The organism is Streptomyces flaveolus (assembly GCF_000716535.1).
In the GTDB taxonomy this organism is placed as follows: Bacteria; Actinomycetota; Actinomycetes; order Streptomycetales; family Streptomycetaceae; genus Streptomyces; species Streptomyces flaveolus_A.
Window position 1 is genome coordinate 129,821 of sequence record NZ_JNWV01000013.1, and the last position, 25,123, is coordinate 154,943.

22 protein-coding genes are annotated in these 25,123 nt (G+C 72.5%); 14 read left to right on the forward strand and 8 right to left on the reverse strand.

Annotation, left to right across the window (positions count from 1 at the left end):
- The first annotated feature begins 146 nt into the window (after positions 1-146).
- Both OO52_RS15815 and OO52_RS15820 read left to right on the forward strand, forming a co-directional pair.
- Positions 147-1,187: a Dyp-type peroxidase gene (locus OO52_RS15815; protein WP_030644535.1), complete on the forward strand. Its 1,041-nt coding sequence runs from the start codon at positions 147-149 to the stop codon at positions 1,185-1,187.
- Positions 1,184-1,996, forward strand: coding sequence for a family 1 encapsulin nanocompartment shell protein (locus OO52_RS15820; protein ID WP_030644536.1), 813 nt, complete (start codon positions 1,184-1,186; stop codon positions 1,994-1,996). Before OO52_RS15815 ends, OO52_RS15820 begins: the two co-directional genes overlap by 4 nt.
- 207 nt (positions 1,997-2,203) lie before the next feature.
- On the opposite strand, the gene OO52_RS15825 is transcribed toward OO52_RS15820, so the two are convergent.
- Both OO52_RS15825 and OO52_RS15830 read right to left on the reverse strand, forming a co-directional pair.
- Positions 2,204-2,953 carry a sensor histidine kinase gene (locus tag OO52_RS15825; protein ID WP_051818418.1) on the reverse strand — a complete coding sequence of 250 codons (750 nt, stop codon included), beginning with the start codon at positions 2,951-2,953 and terminating at the stop codon, positions 2,204-2,206.
- 83 nt (positions 2,954-3,036) lie between these two features.
- Positions 3,037-3,906, reverse strand: a complete 870-nt coding sequence (locus OO52_RS15830) for a phosphatase PAP2 family protein (protein ID WP_030644538.1) — start codon at positions 3,904-3,906, stop codon at positions 3,037-3,039.
- A 233-nt stretch (positions 3,907-4,139) separates the two neighbouring features.
- Between OO52_RS15830 and OO52_RS15835 the strand changes: the two genes are divergently transcribed.
- The 6 genes from OO52_RS15835 (at position 4,140) to OO52_RS15860 (ending at position 9,753) form a co-directional block, all read left to right on the forward strand.
- Positions 4,140-4,454, forward strand: coding sequence for a helix-turn-helix domain-containing protein (locus OO52_RS15835; RefSeq protein WP_030644539.1), 315 nt, complete (start codon positions 4,140-4,142; stop codon positions 4,452-4,454).
- Complete coding sequence (locus OO52_RS15840) at positions 4,451-6,022, forward strand: helix-turn-helix domain-containing protein (protein WP_030644540.1); 1,572 nt, start codon at positions 4,451-4,453, stop codon at positions 6,020-6,022. The genes OO52_RS15835 and OO52_RS15840 overlap by 4 nt, the downstream gene beginning before the upstream one ends.
- A 53-nt stretch (positions 6,023-6,075) precedes the next feature.
- The gene (locus OO52_RS15845) at positions 6,076-6,651 is read left to right on the forward strand and encodes a hypothetical protein (protein WP_030644541.1); all 576 of its coding nucleotides are present in this window, start codon (positions 6,076-6,078) and stop codon (positions 6,649-6,651) included.
- A gap of 209 nt (positions 6,652-6,860) precedes the next feature.
- A complete protein-coding gene (locus OO52_RS15850) occupies positions 6,861-7,397 on the forward strand; it encodes a DUF4232 domain-containing protein (RefSeq protein ID WP_030644543.1) in 537 nt (178 codons plus the stop codon).
- Positions 7,398-7,528: 131 nt separating this feature from the next.
- Entirely contained in the window at positions 7,529-8,680 is a 1,152-nt protein-coding gene (locus OO52_RS15855; RefSeq protein WP_030644545.1) for an acyl-CoA dehydrogenase family protein, read from the forward strand.
- 80 nt (positions 8,681-8,760) lie between these two features.
- Entirely contained in the window at positions 8,761-9,753 is a 993-nt protein-coding gene (locus tag OO52_RS15860; RefSeq protein WP_030644547.1) for a helix-turn-helix transcriptional regulator, read from the forward strand.
- Positions 9,754-9,887: 134 nt separating this feature from the next.
- On the opposite strand, the gene OO52_RS53975 is transcribed toward OO52_RS15860, so the two are convergent.
- A complete protein-coding gene (locus OO52_RS53975; protein ID WP_078876828.1) occupies positions 9,888-14,144 on the reverse strand; it encodes a carboxypeptidase regulatory-like domain-containing protein in 4,257 nt (1,418 codons plus the stop codon).
- Between the two features lie 383 nt (positions 14,145-14,527).
- Between OO52_RS53975 and OO52_RS15870 the strand changes: the two genes are divergently transcribed.
- From OO52_RS15870 to OO52_RS15880, 3 genes are all read left to right on the forward strand, one after another.
- Positions 14,528-15,199 carry a TVP38/TMEM64 family protein gene (locus OO52_RS15870; RefSeq protein ID WP_078876830.1) on the forward strand — a complete coding sequence of 224 codons (672 nt, stop codon included), beginning with the start codon at positions 14,528-14,530 and terminating at the stop codon, positions 15,197-15,199.
- Between the two features lie 279 nt (positions 15,200-15,478).
- Positions 15,479-16,084: a TetR/AcrR family transcriptional regulator gene (locus OO52_RS15875; RefSeq protein WP_030644554.1), complete on the forward strand. Its 606-nt coding sequence runs from the start codon at positions 15,479-15,481 to the stop codon at positions 16,082-16,084.
- Positions 16,081-17,067 (forward strand): DMT family transporter, encoded by a 987-nt coding sequence (locus OO52_RS15880; RefSeq protein ID WP_267885019.1) that lies wholly within the window; start codon positions 16,081-16,083, stop codon positions 17,065-17,067. Before OO52_RS15875 ends, OO52_RS15880 begins: the two co-directional genes overlap by 4 nt.
- A gap of 241 nt (positions 17,068-17,308) precedes the next feature.
- Here the strand turns inward: OO52_RS15880 and OO52_RS15885 are convergent, their stop codons facing one another.
- A complete protein-coding gene (locus OO52_RS15885) occupies positions 17,309-17,548 on the reverse strand; it encodes a hypothetical protein (RefSeq protein WP_234317028.1) in 240 nt (79 codons plus the stop codon).
- Positions 17,549-17,886: 338 nt separating this feature from the next.
- Here OO52_RS15885 and OO52_RS15890 point away from each other — a divergent pair, with 338 nt between their 5' ends.
- The gene (locus tag OO52_RS15890; protein WP_234339548.1) at positions 17,887-19,212 is read left to right on the forward strand and encodes a helix-turn-helix domain-containing protein; all 1,326 of its coding nucleotides are present in this window, start codon (positions 17,887-17,889) and stop codon (positions 19,210-19,212) included.
- Positions 19,213-19,359: 147 nt separating this feature from the next.
- Here the strand turns inward: OO52_RS15890 and OO52_RS15895 are convergent, their stop codons facing one another.
- Positions 19,360-20,400 (reverse strand): helix-turn-helix transcriptional regulator, encoded by a 1,041-nt coding sequence (locus OO52_RS15895; protein ID WP_030644560.1) that lies wholly within the window; start codon positions 20,398-20,400, stop codon positions 19,360-19,362.
- Positions 20,401-20,896: 496 nt separating this feature from the next.
- Here OO52_RS15895 and OO52_RS15900 point away from each other — a divergent pair, with 496 nt between their 5' ends.
- Positions 20,897-21,433: a hypothetical protein gene (locus OO52_RS15900; RefSeq protein WP_030644562.1), complete on the forward strand. Its 537-nt coding sequence runs from the start codon at positions 20,897-20,899 to the stop codon at positions 21,431-21,433.
- A 231-nt stretch (positions 21,434-21,664) separates the two neighbouring features.
- On the forward strand, positions 21,665-23,008 hold the full coding sequence (locus OO52_RS15905) for a helix-turn-helix domain-containing protein (RefSeq protein ID WP_030644564.1): 1,344 nt from the start codon (positions 21,665-21,667) through the stop codon (positions 23,006-23,008).
- 102 nt (positions 23,009-23,110) lie between these two features.
- On the opposite strand, the gene OO52_RS15910 is transcribed toward OO52_RS15905, so the two are convergent.
- The 3 genes from OO52_RS15910 to OO52_RS15920 are packed head-to-tail and all read right to left on the reverse strand — an operon-like array spanning position 23,111 to position 24,773.
- On the reverse strand, positions 23,111-23,386 hold the full coding sequence (locus OO52_RS15910) for a phosphopantetheine-binding protein (protein ID WP_037629049.1): 276 nt from the start codon (positions 23,384-23,386) through the stop codon (positions 23,111-23,113).
- A gap of 41 nt (positions 23,387-23,427) precedes the next feature.
- Positions 23,428-23,859, reverse strand: a complete 432-nt coding sequence (locus tag OO52_RS15915) for a cupin domain-containing protein (RefSeq protein WP_030644566.1) — start codon at positions 23,857-23,859, stop codon at positions 23,428-23,430.
- Between the two features lie 44 nt (positions 23,860-23,903).
- Entirely contained in the window at positions 23,904-24,773 is an 870-nt protein-coding gene (locus tag OO52_RS15920) for a ParB/RepB/Spo0J family partition protein (RefSeq protein WP_234339549.1), read from the reverse strand.
- Positions 24,774-25,123 lie beyond the last annotated feature (350 nt).

Below are 25,123 nucleotides of genomic sequence, written 5' to 3' on the forward strand. Positions count from 1 at the left end.
ATGTACCGGTACACACGTATGTCACTGGCCGCACAAGGTGTCTGCCCACGTCAGTGCGAGCTGTCGCGCGCGGGCCACGGGTTCGACCTAGAGTGAGGCATCCACGCATTCGTCCGTCGCCGACTCGGCTGGGAAGGGTATGACGCATGGCCCAAGACGTTCCCGAACCGGTGCCCCAGATGGTCCTGTCCCCGCTGACCAGCGCGGCGATCTTCCTGGTGGTCACCATCGACAGCGGCGGCGAGACCACGGTCCGTGAGCTGCTGTCCGACGTCGGCTCACTGGAACGGGCCGTGGGCTTCCGCGCCCAGCCCGAGGGCCGGCTCAGCTGTGTCACCAGTATCGGCTCACACGCCTGGGACCGCCTGTTCACCGGGCCGCGCCCGGCAGGGCTGCACCCCTTCCGGGAACTGAGGGGACCGGTGCACCGGGCCGTGTCCACCCCCGGCGACCTGCTCTTCCACATCCGCGCCGCGCGGCTCGACCTGTGCTTCGCGCTGGCCACGGAGATCATGAGCCGGCTGCGCGGCGCGGTCACGGTCCAGGACGAGGTGCAGGGCTTCAAGTACTTCGACGAACGCGACCTGCTCGGGTTCGTGGACGGCACGGAGAACCCGACGGGTGCCGCGGCCCGCGCGGCCGTCCTCGTCGGCGACGAGGACCCGCCGTTCGCGGGCGGCAGCTACGTCGTCGTACAGAAGTACCTGCACGACCTGGAGGCCTGGGAGGCCCTGCCGGTCGAGGCGCAGGAGCGGGTGATCGGCCGGCGCAAGCTGTCCGACGTGGAACTCGCCGACGACGTCAAGCCGGCCGACTCGCACGTCGCCCTCACCACCGTCACCGACCCGGACGGCACCGAACACGAGATCCTGCGCGACAACATGCCCTTCGGCGCGGCGGGCCGCGGGGAGTTCGGCACCTACTTCATCGGCTACGCCCGCACCCCCGAGGTGACGGAGACGATGCTGGAGCGGATGTTCCTGGGCACGGAGTCGGCACCGCACGACCGGATCCTGGACTTCTCCACCGCGGTCACCGGCTCCCTGTTCTTCACACCCCCCGCGGACTTCCTCGAAGACCTCCCCGAGCCTCCGGCCGCCGGGGCCGTCACACCGACCGACAGCCAGGTCCGATCCTCCGGGTCCTCCCTCGGGATCGGCAGCATGAAGCGGAGCCTTGCCCGATGAACAATCTGCACCGTGAACTCGCGCCCGTCTCCGATGCCGCGTGGGCGGACCTGGAGGAGGAGGCCCGCCGCACCTTCAAGCGCCATGTCGCGGCCCGTCGCATCGTCGACGTCCCCGAACCGGGCGGCGTCGCGCTCGCCGGCGTGGGCACCGGTCACCTGGACGCCGTCGACACCCCCGCGGACGGGGTCATCGCGCACACCCGCCGCTTCCAGCCGCTGGTCGAACTGCGCGTGCCGTTCACCGTGGACCGCCGGCAGGTGGACGACGTCGCCCGGGGCGCCAAGGACGCCGACTGGCAGCCGGTGAAGGACGCGGCCCGGCGGCTGGCGTTCGCCGAGGACCGGGCCGTGTTCGAGGGCTACCCGGCGGCCGGGATCACCGGACTGCGGGCGAGCTCCTCCAATCCGGCGCTGACGCTCCCCGCCGACGTGCGCGACTACCCGGACGCCATCAGCCAGGCGGTGACGGCCCTGCGCCTGGCCGGCGTGGACGGCGCCTACACACTGGCGCTGAGCGCGGAGGCGTACACGGCCGTCAGCGAGACCTCCGACCACGGCTACCCGGTCATCAAGCACCTCGCCCGGCTGCTCGACGGCGACATCGTCTGGGCGCCCGCGATCGACGGCGCCTTCCTGCTCTCCACCCGCGGCGGCGACTTCGAACTGCGCCTCGGCCAGGACGTGTCGATCGGCTACCTGTCGCACGACGCGACGAGCGTCACGCTGTACTTCCAGGAGACCCTGACCTTCCTGGCGTACACCAGCGAGGCCGTGGTGGCCCTGTCACCGGCCTCGGCCGGCGCCTGACGCGCGAGCGGCACCGGGTGGACGGCGGCCACCCGGTGCCGCGCTGTCCCCGGCGGCAGCACTGTTCTCGGCGGGAGCGTCCCGCCCGGTCCGCGCGAGACGGGTCGAGCAGGCCCGTCGGCCGCGGTGCCGCGCGACCCGGGATCCGCGCGCCCGGCACCGCGGGCATCGCTCCGGCGGCGTGCCCCCCACGGCACCGTCGTCGCGTCATTCCGCCCCGGTCGGCACCGGCAGGACGGCACGGACCGTGGTGCCCGCGGCCGAGGAACACGTCACCGTCAGCGTCCCCTCCAGCAGGGTGACGCACTCCGTCATCGCCGCCACCCGGGCGTCGGCACCCGGTCCGCGCGGCGGACACGCGTCGCTGACCACGCTCACCACGAGGGCGGAGCCGATACGTGTGAGCTCGACCTCGGCGCGGCCCGCGCCGGAGTCCCGCACCGCGTGGGCCAGCGCCTCCGCGACCAGGAAGTACACATGGGTCTCCACCGCGCATGGCAGCCGGCCGGTCCGGTCGGGGCGGACGGTGACGGTGACGGGAACCGGGCTCGCCGCCGCGAGCGCGGCGACGGCCGGGCCCAGTCCGCGCAGCTGGAGCACCTGCGGACACAGCCCCGCCGCCACCTCCCGGACCTGTGCGAGCGCCGTCTCGGCATCCCGGATCGCGCCGTCGAGGAGTCCGGCGGCGGTCGGCGTGGCCGCCTCGCCCAGTTGCTCACGCGCCATGCGCAAACCGAGCAGCAGGGACACCAGCCGCTCCTGGGTCCCGTCCCGCAACAGGTGCGCGGCCTGCCGACGCCGGTGGGCCGCGGCGTCGGCGGCGGGCAGTGCGGCGGCCCGTGCGGCGGTGAGTGCCGGGGCGTCGGCGGCGGGCGGTGCCGTGGCGTCCGTGCCCTTCGGCGCGACGCCCTGGCTGGGTGTCACGTTCTCGGCGATCGACTGCGGTGAAGCCGTCATGAAAGTCACCTTGGCACCGGCAGCCCGGTGACGACAGGAGTCCCCGCCGTATGACCTCATAAGCTCCGTTTATGAGCGACAGGTCATGCGCCGTCCGGCTCCCGGGGCCGGTCCAGGTCGACCCGGCGCAGCAGAGCGAGCAGCACGAGGGTGGCCGCCGCACTGGCCCCCGCGGCCAACGCGTGGCCGCCCGCGTAGGCCAGGCGCGGCACCGCCGGGTCACCGGGCGGCAGCCGGAACATCGAGTCGACCAGCAGCAGCGCCCCGCTGCCGAGCCCGGCCAGCGCCACACCGCACAGCGGGGCGATCACGAACAGCGCGCGCAACGGACGAGGGTGGTCCGCGACGGAACGCACCCGCCCGCTTCGCGCCAGGAGCGCGGTGAGTGCGCACGCGACGGCCAGCACCAGCAGGTCGGCCCCGATGGTGTCACTGGGCCGGTGCCAGCCCGCCGCCACCGTGTAGGCGCCGACGAAGGTCGCCCACAGCGCGCAGACGCCGACGGCGACACCCCGCAACCGGTACGGAACGACCAGGGTGAGCCCGAACAGCACACTCATCGCGATGGTGGTGTGCCCGCTCGGGAAGCTGTTGCCCAGCAGCCGCTCCGGGGCGTCCACGAGATCCGGACGGCGCAACAGGTACCGCTTCAGCACCTCGGCGACCAGCAGGGAGACGCCCACCGTACCGACGGCGACCACCGTCAGGGCGGAGCGGCGCCGCGCCAGCCCGATCAGGACGAGCACCGCCACCGCCGCGCCGAGCGAGGACACTGTGATGTGGTCCAGAATCCCGTTCGCGGCCCGGGCGGCGGCCAGGGTCTCGTCCTCGCGCCGCCCCGCAAGCACCGCGTTCTCCCAGCGCTGCCCGGTCGCCGTCCGCACGAACGCGGCGTAGACACCGGCCAGCAGCAGCGCCGCGCCCGCGGCGGCGGCCTCCAGTCGTCCGCGCACACGCGTGGCGAAGGGCTTCTCGTCTTTCCCGCAAGGGCACACATACCGATGTTAGGTCGGTCGGCGCCCTCATGCCTTTCTCACCCGAACATGTGAAGTGTCGCGATGTCTCCGTGCCCACCTCTCGATGAGGTGTGGGGAACACCTGACATCATCGGGGACGGTGCTCGGCCCGCACAGAAGCCATGCGACTTACGCATGAGCGATGTGGCAGGCGTGCTAGATTCGGCCTCATGAGCATGGGTCTGGCCGAGCGAGTGCGGTCCGCGGTGGCCGCGCTGCTGCACGCGACCGGCGAGTCGCAGACCGCTCTCGCCACGGCGCTGGGGGTGAGTCAGGCCCAGGTGAGCCGCCGTCAGTCCGGGAGCGCGGCCTGGAGCCTGGCCGACTGCGACGCGGTCGCCGCACACTACGGCGTGGACGTCCTCGACCTCCTCGCCGGACCCACCCGCGCCGTCGAGGCGCTGCCCGAGGCACGCCGTCGCCTCCCCGGCGGCCGTGCCACCACCGCCCGACCCGCGGCCGTACCGGACGGGGGAACCCGATGACGGACTTCGACGCGATCGACGCCCTGCTCGCCGGCGCCAAGCAGGAGGTCCCGCTGCCGCCCGCCGAGGAACGGCGTGCCCTGCGCGAGGGACTGAACCTCTCCCGGGCCCAGCTCGCTCGGGCCCTGAAGGTCAGCCCGTCCACGGTCGCGGGCTGGGAGTCCGGACGCGACCCGAGCGGCGAAGTCCGGGAGAAGTACGCGTACTTCCTCAAGGGAGCGCGGACGAAACTCGCGGGCCCGGCCGAGAAGCCGGAGGACCCCGAACCGGTGGAGGCGGCGGCCGAGGCCGACCGGCAGCCCGTCCAGGACGACGGCGCCGACGACGACGTGGTGGCCCTGCCCACGCCCCGGCCCTGCGTCCTGTGCGGACAACCCGCCCGCCACGAGGTCGCCGGGTTTCCCCAGCACCTGGACCCCGCGCACTGCGGCACACCCGAGCACGCGCGGCCGACCGGGCCCACCCGTACGACCCAGCCCGCGCGCCCGGCCGAGCCCACGCCCCAGCGCACACCCGCGACCCAGCCCGCACGACCGCCCGCCCCCGCGCGCCCCCGCGCGCAGACAGGCGGCGGCGTCAAGGTCGTCACCGCCGGCCGCCGGCTCAAGACCGCCGACGCCCCGGACCTGATCGCCGCCGCCGTGTCGGCCGCCCTCGACGAGCACGGCGGCGACGTCGAGGCGGTGACGGCGGCACTGGTCAGGCGGGCCATCCCGGACGCGATGGCGTTGCTGGACCAGACCCGCAAGGGCGGCCGGTACGACATCGTCGCGCACCCCTGGCTGCCCGACGTCCTGCGCAAGCAGACCTCCCGTGGCCCGGACCAGATCTGGGAGGCCCGCCCCAAGTGGACCCGCCCCGAACTGCCGCCCGGCGAACACGAGGTCACGGCGCTCGACGTCAACGGCGCCTACCTGTCCGCGCTCAAGACGCACCTGCCGCTCGGCCAGCTGGAGCACTCCACCGGCAACCAGCACGACCGCCGCCGCGCCGGCGTCCACCTGATCACCCCGCCCGCCTGGGAGCACGACGCCTACCTGCCCAACCCCATCGGCAGCCGCGACGAGCCGGGCCCGCTCTGGGTGACCGAGCCGACCCTGCGCCTGCTGCTGCGCCTGTCGGGACCGAAGTACGGCCTGTGCGACCCCCCGGAGATCCACGAGTCCTGGACCTCCGGCGCCACCGAGGGCCTGCTGGAGAAGTTCCGCGTCGCGCTGAAGGACGCCCGGGACCGCGCGATCGCCGACAACGACGACGTGACGCTGGAGTACGTCAAGGCCATGTACTCCAAGTTCGTCTCCACGATGGGGGAGTCGAACTACAACCGGGAGCTGTACCGCACCGACTGGATGCACCTGATCCGCTCGCAGGCCTTCGCGAACCTGTGGTGGAAGGCGCACCGCGCCTATGACGAGGGGCTGATGGTCGTCCGCGCGATGGGCACCGACGAACTCCATGTGATCGGCGACTGGCGCGCGGTGTTCCCGGAGGGACGCGGGGTCAGCGAGGTGAAGGTGAAGGACGTGTACGGAGTCGGCACCCCGGTGGCGGCCGACCGGGACGTGTAGCGTGACGCGTACGTGAGGTCGTATCGGGACGAGGGGCGGCAGGAGAGAGGGAGATGCCGGAGAGGACGCTCAACTTCGGTGCGTACGGGGCGCGTGGCATCAAGGGGTACGAGGCCGTCGCCCGGCAGTTGGACGCGCTGGCCGGGTTCGTCGCCACCCCGATCACGGTCCGGCGCGGCCTGCTAGCCCGCCTGCGGTACCTCACCCGCACCGACCAGGCCCGCCGGGCGGCCCGCGACGCCGGCCTGACCGTCACCGACCGCACGCTCAGGGCCTGGCTGCGAGAGGAACGCAATCCTTCGAAGCGGAACCTGGAGCGGATCGAGACGGCCTACCGCGCGGTCCGCCGCCAGAACGTCTCCCGGTACCTGCTGGCGCGCCTCAACCGCGAGGGCCGCGGCACCCGGGTCGAGTTCCACCCCCTCAACCAGTCCCAGGTCCTCCGCCCCCGTCAGCGGGTGGTCGCCTACCGCACGCTCAACGTCCGCCGCTGGGACCGCATCGTCGAGGCCTGGGCGGCGGGCGACGCGCAGGCGCTGGACGACGCCTGGATCTACGACGCGGTGGTGGACCTCGGCTCCGAGTGGGGCCAGTACGAGTACGTCACCAACATCGGCTTCGCCGCCTGAGCCCCGCTGCCCCTGACGGCAGCTCCGGCCGGCGCGCGTCGCGACCGGATGGCGGCTCGGCACCTCCGTCTCCGTCATGGAGGCGCCAACGGCAGGTCAACAGGCACTCTCGGGCAGCAAAGATCGGGTATGTGCCAGAACCGTTCCGCACGGGTGGGCCTCATACCTCTCAGAGATACCCAAATGGGGCATCCGGAAGGGATATGACCATGCTGTTCGGTAAGCGCACCCGCACCCTCGTCGCCCCCGTCACGCTCTCGGCGCTCTCCGCCGTGGCACTGATCGGCGTCGCCGCGGGCCCCTCCCAGGCCGCGGCCCGGCCGGGCTGGGCGGACACCTCCTCGCTGTCCGTCCGCGTCCACGCGCTGGACTCGGGCGCCGGGCAGCGCTACGCGACGGTGATCCTCACCAACAAGACCCACAAGACGGTCCGGACCCAGGGCTACGTGGGCCTGCAACTGCTCGACTCCCACGGCAAGGACGTCACCACGCACGTCGTGCGCGACCGCGGCCAGGCCAAGCTGATCACCCTCAAGCCGGGCCAGAGCGCCTACACCCGGCTGCACTGGGGGGCCGTGGCGGGCGCCGGAGAGCCGACGAAGGCGGAGAAGAACCCGACGCGGCTGGAGGTCACCCCGCCCGACTCCTACCACCACCTGAACACCGCCTGGAAGCTGGGCGAGGTCCTCCAGAAGGGCCGCATCGACATCACCCCGCTCGCCAAGGGAACCGGCCCGAGGTACTGACCGGCGAACCGACATCCACCCGGGGTCCTGCGGCGGCAGGACCCCGGTCGGCTTTCCCGACACCTCTCCGACACATGTGTTTCCGTCCGAGTTCCTCCCGCAGACACATACGCAGTGTTCATACTGGTGGCATGAACGACACAGCCCTTTCCGGCTCCTCCGCGGACCTGGTGGAACGGGCGCGCGGACTCGCGGCCCTGCTGCGTGAGCACGCCGACGAAGCCGATCGCGGCGGGCGGCTGCCGGAAGCGGTGGCGACGGCACTGCGCGACGCCGGCTTCCTGAGCCTCCAGGTGCCGCGCGCCCTCGGGGGGCCGGGCGCGGACTTCCGTACCGCCTTCGACGTCTACACCGAGCTGGGCCGGGGCTGCGGATCCAGCGGCTGGCTCGCCATGGTGCTGTCCGGCGGGTCGTACATGGCCTCGTTGCTCGGGGAGCGGGCGCGTCAGGAGCTGTGGGGTGCGGACGCCGGGGCTGTCGTCGCCAGCCGGCTGCCCGCCGCGGGCACGGGCCGGGTGACCGAGGGAGGGCTGGTGGTGTCCGGCCGGTGGTCTCCCACCTCGGGCGTCCACCACAGTGAGTGGGTGATGGCGGCGGTGGCGGCCGGTGACGACACGGACCTCGCCCTGGCCGTGGTTCCGACGGCGGCGGGGTCCGTCGACGACACCTGGGACGTGACGGGCCTGCGGGCCACCGGCAGTGACACGTTCGTCCTCGACGAGGTGTTCGTGCCCGACCACCGGGTGCTGTCGCTGACCCGCATGATGGCCGGCGGCTACGCGGAGGACCACCCGGACGAGCCCCTGTGCGCGGCGGCCGTCGTCCCGGCCCTGACCGTGACACTCGTGGCTCCGCTGCTCGGCATGGGCCTGGCGGCCCTGGAGCACACACGGGAGCAGCTGGGTGCCTCGGCCCGGCGGGCCGGGTCGGCCGGCGTGCGGTACGCCGTGGCCGATGCCGCCGCTTCGATCGACTCCGCACGGCTGCTCCTGCTCCGGGCCCTGGACGACGTCGAGGCGGGCATCGCGCGGCGGGCCCGGCCCGGGGAGCTGGTGAGCGCGCGTATACACATGGACGCGGCCCTGGCGGCACGGTACCTGCGGGAGGCCGTCCGGCACCTCCTCACGGCACTCGGCAGCGCGGCTTTCTCGACGGGCTGCCCGGTGCAGCGCATCTGGCGGGACATGGAGGTCGCGCTGTCCCACGCGAACGTCGTCCCGGACCCGAACCGGGAGGCCTACGGGCGGGCGCTGCTCGACCTCGCGGACGCGGAGGCGGGCTGACGGCTTCCGCCACCGAACACACACCGGGACACATGTGGACCGGATAGACTGCCCCGACCGGTCAGTCGTGGGGGTGCGTGGTGCTGGAGGCCCTTGGCCTGGACGAGCGTGCCGAGACCGCCTACCTCGCTCTCATCGACAACCGGTCGCTCACCGTGGCGGAGCTGGCGGCGCTGACCCGCGCGGCCCGGCACGAACTGGAGGGCGCGCTCACCCGGCTGGAGAGCGGGGGGCTGATCGCTCGGGTGCCCGGCCGTCCGCCGCGGTACACGGCACTGCCGCCGGAGCACGCGGTGGAGGTGCTGCTCCTCGCCCGTGAACGTGACATCCAGCGGGTCAGGGCCCTCGCGCAGCGCCTGGGCGAGCGCCATCACCGGGCCAGGGGTGGACAGGACTCCGCGTCGCTGATCGAGGTGATCACGGGAGTGGACGGCGTGGCGCGCTGCGGTGAGCAGTTGTTCCGCCGGGCCGAGCGGGAGATCCGCGGTATCGACGCGCCGCCCTACGCGGTGCCGGGGGACGGCGGCCGGGTCAACTCGGTCGTCAACATCACCGGGGGGCAGATCAGCAGCCGTTTCATCCACGGTCGGGACGCCCTCGACCTGCCGGGCGTGGTGAGCCGGATCGAGCGGGACGTCGCGGCCGGAGAGACGGTACGGGTGGTGCCCCGGGCGCCGATGAAGCTGTTGCTCGCCGACGACCAGGCGGGGCTCATCCCGCTGGTGTCGACTCCCAGCGTGCTGGACACCTGCATCCTGGTGCACCCCTCGTCCCTGCTCGACGCGCTGAGCGTTCTCTTCGAGACCCTGTGGGAGCAGGCGCAGCCCTTCGTACCGGACCGCGCGGGCCCCGACGACACGGGTGACTTCGTCAGCGAGGAGGAGCGGCGCATCGTGTCCCTGCTGGGCCTCGGGCTGCCCGACGAGGCGATCGCCCGTCATCTCGGCATCGGACACCGCACGGTGCAGCGGAGGGTGCAGGCGCTGCTGGTGCGGCTGGGTGCCACCAGCCGGTTCCAGGCCGGCGTGCTGGCGGCCCGGCGGGGCTGGTGGAGGCCGGACGAGGAGTCGTAGGACGAGGCACGGCGGATCGTGCCCGGGCGGGCGGGTGCGCAGCGGCGGGACGAGAGATGCCGGCACGGGCTGACACGTTGGCCGTGGGGCCGGCCGGCAGGGTGCCGGCCGGCCCCACGATGTCCGTCCGCCGGTTACCGCCTGGTGAGGGCGAGGTCGGCGGTGACGGTGGTCGTACCGTGCGGGCGTACGGTGCGCCGCCCGGTCCGGTAGCCCTCGGCGTCCGCGGTGATGCCGATCGTGGTGGGCGCGTCCGTGAGCCACACCTCGTAGCGGCCGTCCACGGCGGTGCTCAGGGTGTGCGTCGCGCCCCTCGCGGTGACCTTCACCTTCGCCCCGGCGAGCGGTGCCGCCGACGGCCCCACCCCCGCCACCGTGCCGGTGAGGTGGACCGCGCCCCGCGGCGGCACCACCGTCATGGTGACCGGTACGGTCACGGCGCCGTACGGACCGTCGCTGTCGATGATCAGCCGTGCCCGGTGGACACCCGCATCGGCGGGCCCCATCGCGCGGGCGTCCGCGGTCACCGTCAGCCGGACCGTCCGGCCGGGGGCGACGGTCGTCGTCCCGGCCTTCTCGCCGAGCCACGGCACGTCGGCGTGCGGCGTGTCCCAGCCCGGCAGCACCTGGGCGCCGGACTCGACGGCACCGCCCGCGCCCTGCCCGCCCAGCACGTACCAGCCCGGCGCGGACGCCGCCGCGTACAGCGGTTGCGGCAGGTTGGGCAGCGCGGTCCAGGTGTCGGCGACGGGGTCGTAGGCGTACGCCTCGTTGGTGACGACGCCGGCCCCGGTGAGGACGCCGCCCGCCGTCAGCAGGCGGCCCCCAGCGCTGGTGCCGGCCGCGCCCCAGGTGTCGACGGGCGGGTCGGCGATGGGCGTCCAGTGGCCGGCGGCGGCGTCCAGGGCGTACCCGACGGGGGTCGCCCGCGGCGTGCCGCCGTCACTCTGGGAGACGCCGCCCGCGCAGTACACGGTCGCGTCGACGGTGCCGCAGGTCTGCCATGAGGTCGGCGTGGGATAGGCCGGACCGGACGCCCAGGTGTCGGTCGCCGGGTCGTAGACCTGGACGTCACCGGTGCCGCAGCTGAACTGCGCGCAGCCGCCGATGACATACAGCTTGTCCCGCACGACCGCCGCCGCGGAACCGGCGTAGGCGACGGGCTCGTCGGCGATCGCCGACCAGGAGTCGGTCGCCGGGTCGTAGACCTCGCCGCCCGCGACGGGCTGTCCGGCGGCGTTCTTGCCGCCGGTCACGTACAGCTTGCCCCGGATGAAGCCGGACGCCGCCGCGTACCGCTTGGTCGCGGCCGGGGCCAGGGTCTTCCAGGCCCCGCTGGCCGGGTCGTAGGAGCGCAGGGCGTTGCTCCACTGGCCGTCGGCAGTCGCGCCGAGCCCGGTGTAGACGACGCCGCGGTAGCTCGCGGCGATACCGCCCGCGGTGCCCTGGGGAAGGTCCGTGACCGGCCGCCACGCCGGGTCGGCGGCGGTGGCGGTGGCCGCGGCGGAGGTTCCCGCCGTGGTCCCGGGCATGTCCAGCGGTCCGGCTCCGGTGGCCGCGCGCCTGCGCGGGGCGCCCTTGGCCGCCGCCGTGGTGCCGGCCTTGACGTTCTGTTCGCCGAGGCTGACCGTGGCGGGGGCGCTGCCGGTGTCGCGCAGTCGGACGGTGATGTCGCTGCTGCTTCCCCAGGGCACGGTGACGCCGATGGCGGAGGGCTTGACCTCCAGCTTCGCCGGACTCAGCCGGAAGTCGGCGGTCGTCACGGCGTCCGCCCGGACCTTCACCGCGCGGGTCTGCGCCGGATAGCCGAACTCGGCCAGGTCCGCGGTGAACTCCTCGCGGCCGGTGCCGGAGGAGAAGGCCCAGTACAGGCCGTCGTCCACGGCCGGGTCGTCCGGGGAGGCGATGCTCCGGCCGCTGTCGGCGGGGGTCCGGCGGGCGGCGACCGTGGCGCCGAGGACGCCGGCACCCGTGTGGGCGTCCCGGACATGACCGGTCAGCAGGCCGCCGGGCACGATGTCCACGGTGCGGGTGCCGAGGGCCACGTTGTCGACCTGCCAGAAGCCGGTCAGGGAGCCGGTGTAGTGGAACCGGACGCGTACGGACTTCTCGCCCGCGTACTTCGTGAGCGCCACCTTCTCGTGCGCGGGGCCGTTCACGACGTCCGTGTGGTGCCAGACGTTCTCCCAGGTCGCCCCGGAGTCGGTGCTCACGTCGACGTCGGCGGTCGGGTCGTTGAAGCGGTAGCTGCCGGGCAGTGCCGTGTCGAACTCCAGGGCCGGGTGGGTGAGGGCCGAGAAGTCGTAGGCGGGACTGATGAGTTCGGTGTCGACGGGGGACCAGCCGAGGGCGTAGTCGTCGGTCTGGGCGAAGCGGCCCTCGCCGCCGGTCTGGTTGCCGCGGGTGAGCGGGTCGCCGAAGTCCCAGCCGCCGGCGCCGGTGTGGTTGACCACGCTCCAGCCGTCGGGGGTGGTGGCCTTGTCGAAGGGCTGGAGGCCACCGCCGTGGTAGGAGACCGCGTAACCGGGCGGGAGGACGCCGGTGCCGGTGAGCGGCAGTTCCAGGTCCGCGGTCCTCCCGGCCGACCTCAGGTCGGCCTCGACGGTGGCGGGCCGGTACCCGGGGTACAGGCCGGTGGCCCGAAGGGTGTACTTCGCCCCGCGGGGCAGCCGGATCGCGTAGTGGCCGGTCGCCGGGTCGGTGAACGCGGTTCCGGGCACTCCGTCGACGGTCAGCCGGGCGTACACGCCCCAGCCGTGTCCGCCGCCGTCGCGGACGCTGCCGGAGAGGGTCACGGTGGGTATGGCGTCCAGCACCGCGTCGCCGCGCACCTGGGCGCCGTCGGCGACCACGATCTCCCCGAGGTCCTTCTCGGCGTAGCCGAAGGTGCTCACGGTCAGCCGGTACCTGCCGGGCGGGACGACAAGTGACCAGGTCCCGTTGGCGCCGGACAGGGTGTGGTAGTCCCCCAGTCGTACGGTGGCACCGGGGATCGCCCTGCCGCCGGCGCGGTCGGTGACCTTGCCTGTGACGGTGCCGTGCGCTCCGGGCCGGAAGGCGGCCAGGCCGTCGGGGGTGCCGAGACCGGTCGGCCCGTCGTAACCCGGGCCGGCGGTGCAGCTCTTCACCGGTTCGCAGTGCGGGGTCGGGCCGGAACCGCACAGTCCGGAGTCGCCGCAGCTCGCGTCGTCGCCCTCGGTGACGTCGTGCAGGGCGCCCGGGGTGAGGTAGGGGTACGAGGCGGGGTAGGTGCCCTCGGCCGGGGTGCCGGCCAGTGCGTAGACGCCCGCGACGATGGGAGCGGAGGCGCTGGTGCCGCCGTACACGTTCCAGCCGGCGTCGGAGAAGCTGTTGTAGACGGCCACGCCGGTCGTGGGGTCGGCGACCGCGCTGACGTCCGCGACCGAACGGCCCGCGCAGCCCGTGTCCGGCTGGAACGACGGCTTGGGCTCGACCGCCGAGCAGCCCGATCCGGTCGCACCCCAGGACTGCTCGCCCGACGGGGTGGTGACGACGGTGTTCCAGACCTTCTCCGACCAGCCGCGGCCGGTGCCCGGGTCCCGGGTCAGCGAGGTGCCGCCGACCGAGGTCACGAGCGGGGAGGAGGCGGGGTAGCTGACGCCGTAGCCGTTGTCACCGGAGCTGAAGAGCAGGGCGGCGCCGGGGTGGTCGAAGTACGCGGCGTCCAGGGCGGGCAGGCTCGCGTCCTCGTGGTACGCGCCGTAGGAGTTGGACACGTACCTGGCGCCGAGCGCGACGGCCGTGTTGACCGCGGCGCCCAGGTCGTCCGTCGAGGCGCTGTCGGCCTCCAGGAGGAGGATGTGCGCCTTGGGCGCCACCGCGGACACCATGTCCAGGTCGAGGGAGATCTCCCCGGCCCAGCCGTCGTCGGGCGCGGGGTAGTCCGCCCCGCCGCGCTGGTCGGTCTTGCGGAAGCAGCCGTTGTCCGTGGTGCAGGCCGGCAGGCCGTACTGCTCACGGTAGGTGGCGAGGTCCTGCTCGGCGCGGGGGTTGTCGTACGCGTCGACGATCGCGATCGTCGCACCGGCGCCGCCGTCGGCGGGCAGGGAGTAGGCCGAGCGGAGGTCCGCGGGGCCGTAGCCCTCGGGTGTGACCGTGCCGTCGGCGCGCACACGTGCTTTCGGGGCGTCGGTACGGCGGACGGCGAAGCAGCCGAAGTGTCCCGGACGGGGGGTGCCGCACAGGGCCTCGGTGTCAGGGGTGCCGGGAGCGGCGGAGGAGGACGTCGCCGAGGTCGGGGCGGGGGCGGCCGATGCCGCCGCCGAGGCGGGCAGTTGGACCGTGAGCGCGGTCAGCAGCACGGCCGTGACCGCGCCCAGGACGGGTCTCGCGCGGCCTCGGCCGAGGCGCGGGACAGCAGGTCTACGCACGGAACAGCTCCGATGGACGAGGGCGGGCTGGGGAGCGAAACCGGTCTGACTCCGTTGTCCGATCAAGGGGGTTCGCCGGTGAAGAAAGATCGCTTCGGGGGACCGGGCCCGTCAATGCGCTGCCTCTGGCGTCTTGCCGCCGTGACGTATTCACGCCCCCGTTACCCGGGCGCCGTTCGCCCGGTTCGGTCACTCGGTGAACGGCGCCCGTCGAGGTGGAGCACGCAGGCGGGTCGTCGGCCGGGTCGCCGCAGTCCTCGCACACCTGGCCTTCGGGCGCGAGGAGGGAGCTCCGCGTGTCGGGACGTTCACCCCCACATGTCCTCGTTTCTGGTTCGACATGTGTCTCGGGTCGAGACACCCGGATCGGTACGCTCACCGCCATGCGAATGTTCTGGCTGGTGTGCGCGCTCTTCGCCGCGATCCTCGTTCCGTTCTTCCTCTTCGGGGACTACTTCGAGGCGCTCGCGGACCAGGCGTCGGACGGTCGCTTCTCCACACCGCTGGCCGTGGCGGTCATCGTGGGTCTGCTGGCGCTGGACGTGTTCCTGCCAGTGCCGTCCAGCGTGGTGTCCGCCGCGGCGGGCGCACTTCTGGGTTTCGGATGGGGCGCGGTGGCCTGCTGGGCGGGGATGACGGTCTCGTGCGGTCTGGGCTACCTCGTCGGAGCGCGTTCGCTGTCCCTGTCCCGGCGGCTGGTGGGCGAGGCCGGGCTGGCCCGCGCCGCGGCGACGGCCGGACGTCACGGCACGGTCGCCCTCGCGCTGTGCCGTCCGGTACCGGTCCTGGCGGAGGCGAGTGTCGTGCTCGCGGGCACGACACGGGTGCCCCTCGGCCGCTTCCTGTTCACGTGCCTGTGGTCCAACCTCGGTGTGTCCGTCGGCTATGCGGCGATCGGTGCCTGGTCGGTGTCCGTCAACTCGTTCCTGCTCGCCTTCCTGGGTGCCCTGGCCTTCCCGGGGCTGGCGCTGCCGGCGGCCAGGGCTTGGGCGAGCGTCGCGCCGCGACGGGCGGCCGACGTGGAGCGCGGGACCGCGGGCGTCCCGGAGAGCTGACGTCGAGGCGTCGGCCTTCCGAGACGCCCGCGGTGTCCCCGGGTCGCCTTCGAGGCAGCAGCTCCACACGTACCCGCATCGCGCTCGCCGGGCACGCCGGTGGCCCTTCGAACCCAGCGGCCCTGCGAGCCCCGCGGCCCGGGTTCTCCTCGACCGCCTGCGCCACGTCGTCCTCGAGCGAGCACGTGCGGTACTTCCCAGCGATCGCCTCCAGCGCTGTGGACCGGGGCCTCCGATTGACCTACGCTAGGTAGACCGACCTACCTAGTCTGGACTGTGATGAGCGGAACCGATGTGAGCACGACGGACGGCGCGCGACGGCGTCCGGCCCGCGAACGCCTCCTCGCGGCGGCGGCCCGCCGCTTCTACGCCGACGGCGTGGCGGCGACCGGCATCGACACGATCACCGCCGAGGCCGGCGTGGCGAAGATGAGCCTCTACAACAACTTCTCCTCCAAGGCCGACCTGGTCAGGGCCTACCTGGACGCCCGGCACGAGGAGTGGCTCGGCCTGTACCGGGCCCGGCTGGAGCACGCCCGGGGCCCGCGGGACGGCGTGCTGGCGGTGTTCGACGCCTACGCCGACCACGCGGCCTTCGCCTACGAGCGCGGCTTCCGCGGCTGCGGACTGCTCAACGCCGCCGCCGAGCTGCCGGCCGGCGACGAGGGCCGTGCCGTGGTGCGCGCCCACAAGGAGGAGGTGGAGCGGCTGATCGCGGGCCACCTGGAGGAACTGCTGCCCGGGCGCCCCGAGGAGGCCCGGGCGACAGCGGAGCACCTCGCCTTCCTGCTGGAGGGAGCGATGGCCCGCGCCGGCCTGGAAGGCGACGGCGACCGCCTCCGGCACGCCCGCTCCATGGCGGCGGCCCTGCTGGACCGGCTGTGAGCCGGCCCGCCGCAACAGGGGCGCTGTGCGTGCTGGCGGCCTCCGTCCTGTGGGGTACGACGGGTACGGCCGCCACGTTCGCCCCGGAGGTCGGCCCGCTCGCCATCGGCGCCGTCGCCATGGGTCTGGGCGGACTTCTCCAGGCCCTCGTGGCCGCCCCGCGGATCGCCCACCACGCGGCCCGCCTGCGCGAGGGACGCGGCACGGTACTGCTCGGTGCCGCCTCCGTCGCGGTGTACCCGCTGGCGTTCTACAGCTCCATGCGCCTGGCCGGAGTCGCCGTGGGCACCGTGGTGTCCCTCGGCACCGCCCCGCTCGCCTCGGCCCTGATCGAACGCGTCGCGGACGGCCGACGGCTCACCCGCCGCTGGACGACCGCCGCTGCCCTGGGCCTGCTCGGCACCGCCTTGCTGTGCGTCGCCGAGGCCGCGCACGCGGGCGACGGCACGGGCCGGGCATCGGTGGCCGCCACGCTGCTCGGCGTGAGCCTCGGCCTGGTCGCCGCCGCCACCTACGCCCTCTACTCCTGGGCCGCGCACCGGCTCATCACCCGCCGGATCCCCTCCCGCGTCGCGATGGGCGCCGTCTTCGGACTCGGCGGGCTGCTCCTGTTGCCCGTCCTCCTGGCCACCGGCGCCCCGCTCATCAGCTCCTGGTCCAACGCGGCGGTCGGCACGTACATGGCCCTGATCCCGATGTTCACCGGTTACGTCCTGTTCGGCTGGGGTCTCGCGCACGTGCCCGCCAGCACCGCCACCACGCTCTCCCTGCTGGAACCGGCCGTCGCGGCCGTACTCGCCGTCCTGGTCGTCGGCGAACACCTCCCCGCCGCGGGCTGGGTGGGCACGGCGCTGGTCATCGCCTGCCTCACGGTCCTCACCGCCGCCCCCCGCCGGCGGAAGCTCTCCCGGAACCCGGCCGGAGCGGCCCCCGACGAAGCACCGCCGGTCACGGCCGGCCTCACGGAGGCCTCGCCGTCGTAGGCGAGGACGGCCATCGCGGAGGTGCGGAAGCCGCCGCGCTTCCCGCACGCGGGCGGATCACCGCGCACCTCGCCGGCGACGGGCGCGTCCCGGCGCCCGGCGAACCTCCGGCCAGGGCGTAGGGCGCGGGATCGCGCCGCGGGGGTCACCCCGCGCCCGCGGGGCCCCCGCCCTCGCGGCGTGCGGCAGCGGCCCGGCGGAGTACGGCGGCGGCCGGGTGTGCGGCGGCGGTCCCGTGCGGCTACGGCGCAGGGTCCTCCTGCGTGCTGCGGACCGCCTTCTTCACGGACTGCTCCAGCTCGTACCGCGACCCGCCCTCGCGCGCCGCGTACGCGGACAGAGCGGTCTGGAACGCCTCGGCCGCCCCTCGCCACGCCCGCCACTGGGCGTCGTACTCCTCACCGCACAGGCCGGCCAGCTTCGCGCGCTCCGCTTCGCAGGAACGTTCCAGCCAGACCAATTCGTCGGGAATGTCAGTCACACAAGGATGCTATGCAGAGCATGACCGGGGCGCCTGTCAGGACCCGCGGCGCAGAGGAGCCGGCAACCCTGCCCGCCCCCGGCGCAACCCGAGCGTGGAATGTTTACTGACCGGGTCAGTATAGTTGACGATAGGTGAGCGCTGAAATCCCGTGGACGGTTTGTGCAGACGTCCGGGATGATCGCTGGAGCACGGGACGGTGGCCGCGCAGTCGGCTACAAGTGAAAAAACAGTGACGGTACGATTGCTGCGTCTGTCGGTCCGAGAAGAGTGCGCTTCGTGCATGACTCCTTCAAGACCTGACAAGTGAGGGGTCACAGTTGACGGCGAACGAGAGTTTGGGTTCACGTATTCGGCGACTGCGCAGAGCCGCCGGGCTCTCTCAGGAGGCGCTGGCGAAACCTACTCTCTCGCCCAGTTACGTCTCACTGCTGGAAGCGGGCAAGCGTTTCCCCTCCGAGGAGGTGCTCGCGCAGCTCGCCGAGCGGCTCGGCTGCGACCCCGGGTACCTCACCGGCCTGATCACCGCGCCGGGCACCGACGACATCGAGGTCCAGCTGCACAGCGCGCAGCTCACCCTGCGCAACGGTGACGCGCGGGCGGCGCTGGACGGGTTCACCGCGCTGCGGTCCCAGGTCGCGGACAGCGACCGGACCGATCTGCGCTTCGCGGTCGAACTGGGCGTGGCCCAGTGTCTGGAGGAACAGGGCGATCTGGAGGAGGCCGCCCGCGCGTTCGAGTCGCTGCTGCACCGGTCGGCGGCGGAGGGACGCGGCATCCTGAGCCGGCTCGGTGCGGCCACGCCGCTGTGCCGGTGCTATCGCGAACTCGGCGACCTCTCGCGCGCCGTCGACGTGGCCGAGGAGATACTCGCGGAGGCGGACGCGCTCGACCTTCCGCCCACGGTGGACCAACTGGAGCTGCTGTCCACGCTGATCGGCGTGTACAGCGAGCGCGGCGACCTGCACCGGGCGAACTTCCTCGCGGACGAGGCGACGAGCCGTGCCCAGCTCATGTCGGACCGCAAGGCCCTCGGCAGCGCCTACTGGAAGGCCAGTGTCGACCTCAACCGGCGCGGCCGGTCGGGCGACGCGCTGGTCCTGGTGAAGAAGGCCGTCGCCCTCTACGCCGAGGGTGACGACGAGCGTGCCCTGGCGCGGCTGCGCCACGCTCAGGCCACGGTGCTGCTCCAGTCCGAGGAGTGCGACCCCGAGGTGGCCAAGGGGCTTCTCCGGCGGAGCGCCGCCGCGCTGCGGGCGGTGGGCGGCAAGCTCGACCTGGCGGAGGTCGAAACCGCGCTCGCCCGTGCCGAGGTGCTGCTCGGCCGGCCCGAGAAGGCCATGGAACACGCGGAGACCGCCCTAGGCCTGCTGGAACCCGAGCACCGGCTGGAGAACGCCCGCGTCCATCTCGTGGTTGCCGCGGTCTGCCTGGTCCAGGGCGATCAAGAAGGCGTCCGGGCCGCGTACGAGCGCACCGCCGCGCTGCTCGAAGGGGTCGACGCCGGGCGGCAGGCCGCCTTCGCGTGGTCGGAGCTGGGGGAGATCCTGGAGAAGAGCGGGGAGAACGAACGCGCCGCGTGGGCCTTCCGCCAGGGCATGCGGCTGATGGGGCACCGTGGGTCCCTGGTCCCCGATGTGCCCCGCCGGGTCCGGATCGACTGACGCCGCCGGGACCACCGGCTCCGACGGGTGGTCCGCGCGGGCGTGCGCCGGGCCGCTGACGGGCGCCCGGTGGCCTGCCGCGGACGCCTCGTGACATCGAGGCCGACGTGTCGCGCGGGGATCGGCCGGGCGCGCGCGTCCCGTGCCTCAGTCGACCGAGGCGCTGTGCTGCGGTTCCTCGTCCAGCAGTCCCTGGCGAGCCGCCAGCACCCCGGCCTGGAACCGGCTCTCCGCACCCAGCGTTTCCATGATGTCCGCGATGTGCCTCCGCGCCGTGCGCAGTGACATGCCGATACGGCGAGCGATCGTGGCGTCCTTCATGCCCGCCGCCAGCAGTCGCAGGATCGTGCGGTCGATGTCCTTGGCGACGAGGTCCAGACCGTCGGCGGCGGCGTTGGAGAAGGGGGTGGCCTGCGACCACTCCTGCTCGAACATGTCGCACAGGTAGCTGACGGTGGACGGCTCCCTGATGACCACGGCGCCCCAGGTGTCTCCGGACTGGGGGATGAAGGCCAGCCTGCGGTCGAAGACGATGAGCCGGCCGAACAGCTGGTGCCTCGTCCGGTATTCGGCACCGCGGGCCGACAGCGTGGCCACGTACTCCTGGCTGGGACCGTTGAAACGAGCCGTGTGGTGGTAGAGGGTCCGGATCCGTACGCCGCGGGCGAGCATGGCGGTGTCGCGGGGCAGGGCCTCCTGGAGGACTTCGGGGGACCGGCTGCCCCCCGGCTGGCAGGCGAGCACCTCGTGCGCGCATTGCTGGGAAGCCATGGTCAAGGCGGCGCGCACCTCCTGGGGACCGGGGACGACCTCGATCCCGAGGACGGGAAGCCGGCTCACGCTCTTGCGGTAGTGGTCGCGCAGGTTCGCGAAGTGCTCCCGGATGGTGTGCAGTTCGGCCTGCTGGGTGCGGATCGCGGACTCGATGGACGTCGTGACGACGGCTGCCACCAGGTCCGGGTTGACCGGGCGGAGCATGGCGGGGTCGTCGGATTCCGGCCGCAGAAGCCCGAGGTCCGTCAGCGAGGTCACGGCCGACTCCAGCTCGGCCATGGTCAAGCCGAGGTCCCGGGCGGCCAGGGCGGCGTCCATCCTGCCGTTCTCCGCCACCCAGCGGTACAGGGCGACCTCCGTCTCGCAGGGCCGCCCGGGCGTCTCGGGTGACCGGCTCTTGTTCACTGTGAACACTACGTCCCCTGTTCCTCTGACCCGCGGGACACCTCGCTGGATACCCCGGCCCCGGCCTGGTCCTCGGTGTGCGCGAAGGGGGTGCGGCGCGGTGATCCGCGTACCGCTCCCACGGCCGGGCGGAGTGAACGTGCGGTGCCGGAAGCGGCGTCGGTATCCGTGGAATACCGGTTCGGATTCTCGGCGCCACCTTGCTTCAGGAAGAGCCTATGCAGCCCTGTCAAAGTCTGTCAATATCGAGTCAATAAAGTCGGGCGGGTGGTCACCGTGCCCGCTTCGTCCCCCAGGCATGTTGGTGCCGTGCAGCTAGATGAGCGGGCCGGCGGCGGGTCGCCGGCGGCCCGCCGCACCAGAATCGATGGCACCGCCACCGCGCGGGCGGCCGTACTCGCGGCCCGCCCGGGATGACGGCCACGGACGCGGGAGGCGGCCGGGACGCCCGCACCGGGATGTCCGGCCGCACGCCGTGGGGCTGAACGGGAGGAGAACGGACGGAATGGCAGTGCCCGACGGTCAGCTCGACCTGTTCCTGTCGGACGTGGAGCTGTCCCTGTCGGCGTACGGCCGCGGCCAGGTGGTCGTGGTGTGGCCGCGTGGCGCGGACCTGCTCGTCTCAAGTCTGGCGGACACCGCCGCCGGAACCCCGGTCACCGGCAGCGGTCGCAGGCCCCCTGAGCGGGCTCTGGCCACCCGGCTGGCGGAGCGCTTCGCCGTGCGGCTCGGCGCACCGGTCACGGCCGCGTGGCGCGCGCTCGCCGGGCAGCCCGGCGGCGGCCGGACTCCGGAGGTCGTGTACCGCACGGAGTGGGACACCCTGCTGCTGACCGTGCGGGGCGCCCTGCAACTGGGGGTCGGCCCGTTCGACGTCGACGTGCACATCCGCCTGCCCGCGGGCCTTGAGCGCACGGGACCGCTGAGCCTGCGTCTCCGTACCGGCGAGGCCGTCTACGCGCCCCGCGGTTTCATGTGCGAGATGTCGGCTGCCGCGGCGCCGACACTGGTCCTCGAACTGACGCTGACCGGTACCGACTGAGCCGTGGGCGACCGGTCGGTGCGCGACCCCCAGGGCGGCACATCGTGAACGGCAGTTCGTTCTCCCCTCGCCTCCGGGACGCCTGCTCGACTCGCCCGGCGGTTTGACTGCGATTTTGACTGCGATAATGAGTGATGTGCTGCACGGCCGGTCAGTAGCTCCAGTGCCGAGGGCGGCCCGTCCGTCATCACCGGTTCAGCTGCCTTCGGGCTTGGCGAGTGAGGAGTCACAGTGACGGAGAACGAGTCCTTGGGCTCGCGGATCAGGCGCCTCCGTCGAGCAGCGGGACTCTCGCAGGAGGCCCTGGCCCGCCCCGACTTGTCCCCCAGCTACATCTCACTCGTCGAAGCGGGCAAGCGCATCCCCTCCCAGGAGGTCATCGCGCAACTCGCCGAGCGACTGGGCTGCGACGCCTCCTACCTCTCCGGACCGCTCGCCGAGCCCGACATCGCCGACCTGGGGGTGGAGGTGCAGTACGCGCAGCTGGTCCTGCGCAACGGCGACGCCGAGGCCGCCTTCAACACCCTCACCAACCTGCGCCTCAAGGTGCCGGCCACAGCCACCGGTCACCGGGACGTCCTCTTCTCCATCGACCTCGGCATAGCCCAGTGCCTGGAGCACAAGGGGAATCTGGAGGAGGCCGCGGTGCGTTTCGAGGCACTGCGCCAGCGCTGTGCCGAACAGGAGCGGGGGAGGGTGGAGGAACTCAGCGTGGTCATGTCCCTGTGCCGCTGCTACCGCGAGCTGGGGAACCTGTCCCATGCGATACAGGTGGCCGAGGAGACCCTGGCCGGCGTCGCCGAGCTGCCGCCCACCATCGAGTACCTGGAACTGTTCTCCACGTTAATCGGCATCTACTGCGAACGCGGTGACCTGCACCGTGCGGGCTTCCTCGCTTCCCAGGCGATCAGCCACGCCGAGATCATCACCGACCGCAGGGCATTGGGCGGTGCGTACTGGAACGCCAGCGCGGTCCTGCACCGGCAGGGGCGGTCGAACGAGGCACTGGCACTCATCAAGAAGGCCGTCGCCATCTATGCCGAGGGGGATGACGAGCGAGCCCTCGCCCGGGTGCGCAACGCGCACGCCACCCTGCTGCTGCAATCGGAGGAGGCCAACCCGGAAGCGGCCAAGACCCTGCTCGAACAGAGCGCCGCCACTCTGCGGGCCTTGGGCAGCAGCATCGACGTCGCGTACGTCGAGACCGCCATGGCGCGGGCCGATGTGATGCTCGGCCGGCCGGAGAGCGCGATCGAGCACGCCGAGCGGGCCCTGGACCTACTGGGTCCGGAGCACAGGCTCGAAAGCGCGCGCGTCCACCTCGTCATCGCGACCGCGCACCTGTTGCGTGACGACCACGAGGCGGTGCAGGCCGCCTACGAGCGCGGCGCCCTGCTGCTCGAAGCCTCGGAGGCCGGGCGCCAGGCTGCCTTCGCCTGGTCCGAGTTGGCCGAGATCCTGGAGAGGAGCGGGGAGAACGAGCGGGCGGTGTGGGCGTACCGGCAGGGGATGCAGCTACTGGGCCACCGCAGCACTCTCCTGTCCACCAGGCACCGGGACATCAAGGGGACCTGAGACGTGTCCCCGCGACGAGACGGACGGACGGGGAACGAGAAGGCGCAGCGTCCCGGTGCACTTCGTGGGACGCTGCGCTCGGTCTCGACGACGCCGGTGTCGTCAGCCCGACTCCCGTGACTGCGCGAGAGCGTGGATCTTGGCCTCGGTGAACTCTGTGATCAGCTCGATCGTGCCGAAGTTGCCCGGGTGCAGTTCCTGGTCCCGTACCGTGATGCCGAACGCCTTCTCCAGGTGCACCACCAAGGTGTAAACAGCGAGCGAATCGAGGAGCCCCGAACTCAGCAGCGGGTAGTCGTCGGTGATTTCCTCCGCCGGTACGGTGCTTGCGGCGGACGTGCTGAGCAGGAATTCGCGCACGCTTGTCTTGACGTCCATGAGCCCTCTCGGTCGTGTGGTCGTGTGCTGTGAGCGGCGGCTCAGGAGTGGGTGACGACCGACATCCGCTCGCTGGAGTCGATGGGCAGGTGCGGTACGCCGAACGACAGGATCTCGAAGGCCTCGTCGACCTCCGGGTTCGTCTTGACGCCGTGCGCGAACCGCGCGGGGACGTAGACGGTGTCCCCTTCGGTCATCTCGTAGTCGACGCCGTCGACATGGATGAAGCCGGAGGCCCGCATGACGTAGAGAATGTGCGCGCCGGGATGGGTGTGCAGCTCGAACGCGGATCCGGGCTGCATGATGATCCGATCGGCTCCGATCTCGATGCCGGAGTCGATCACCTCGCTGACGCCGGGCACTCCCTCGATGCCGTTCAGGGGCGTGCCGTCCGGCTCCAGCATCTTCAGCGTCGAGTTCGCGAGGATGTTCTGGATGTGACGGGTCGCGTCGAACTCGTGGTGGTGGCTCACTTGTTCTCCAGGAGAGACGGGTAGGAGGGTGAGGTGAGACGCGCTCAGCTCACCTTGCGGTCGGAACACTGCATGAGGTGCTCGGCGAGTTCGCCGAGTTGCTTCCAGCTCTCGGCGTAGCTGTTCGCGAGCGTGATCACCGCGGGCAGGCAATGCGGGAGGACCGCGGAGATCAGGCTGGCCCAGGGCTGGTCGGTGACCATGGACTGCTGGTGCAGGCCACGAAGGAGGCTGCGTCCGGCCTCGGTGTAGCGCAAAGAGGGGTCACGCATCAGCCCGGCCAGGATCTGCTGTGGCTGCTGGTGCGTCGGAAACGCGAGCAACGTCGACGATCCCGCGGACTCGCCGGTCCGGGACGGTGCTCGACGTGGCTCGGACGATGCGGCCGGCTCGGCGCCCGCGTCCGGCGGGTCCGTCGTCGGCCGGGAGTCCGGCACGACGTCGCGCGGGGCGCTGATGGCCCGCACTCTGCCGTCGCGTCCCACCCGGGCGCCGAGCTGGGGCAGATCGTCGATGGACCGGCGCAGTGCGCCGACCGTCTTCCCGGAGAGACCGGCCAACTCGGCGATCGCGCGGTCGGACTTGTCCGGGCAGATCCGCAGCAGCCGCGCCGCCGCCTGCTTCCGGTCCCGCAGGGTCAGTGGCAGACCGTGCCGGCTGTTGGCGGTCACCGAGCGGATGAACGCTTCGCTCTCGCTGTCGTCCACCACGATGGCGTCGATGTCGTTCCGACCGCGCAACTGCGCTGCACGGACCCGGTGCGCGCCGTCTATGACGTGCATCGACCGTCGCACCAGTATCGGCGGCAGTTCGCCGTCGCATTCCGCCAGCGACCGGGCGTGGTCCTCGTTCAGGCCGGCCACACGGGGATACCAGGGAGCGGTGCGGAGCGCCGCGATCGGCACACGTGTCACGCGTGGGGAAGGCGGGTCCGGCTGCGGGACCGGGCCCCCCGCCAGCCGGGTCGAAGACGCGCCGGACACGTCAATTCCTCGAAGAGGTGTCCGCAGCCAGGGAGGTGAGCCGGCGAGGGCGAACCGACGACCGACGCTCCGTGCGGGCGCGGAGGTCAGCGGCAGGCAGGGGGAAACCTCGTTTGTGCATCACAAATCCATTTCTCCGTGCGTGGGATCGCGGATGTCGCAAGAACTAAATCAGCGGCCGGGGCGCCGGTCACGACCGGCGAGGGGCGGAAAAGCTGCCATGGCAGGTCGTTACCCCGGCGTCCTTCCTCCGCGGACGCTGGTGTGAGCCCCTCGCTACG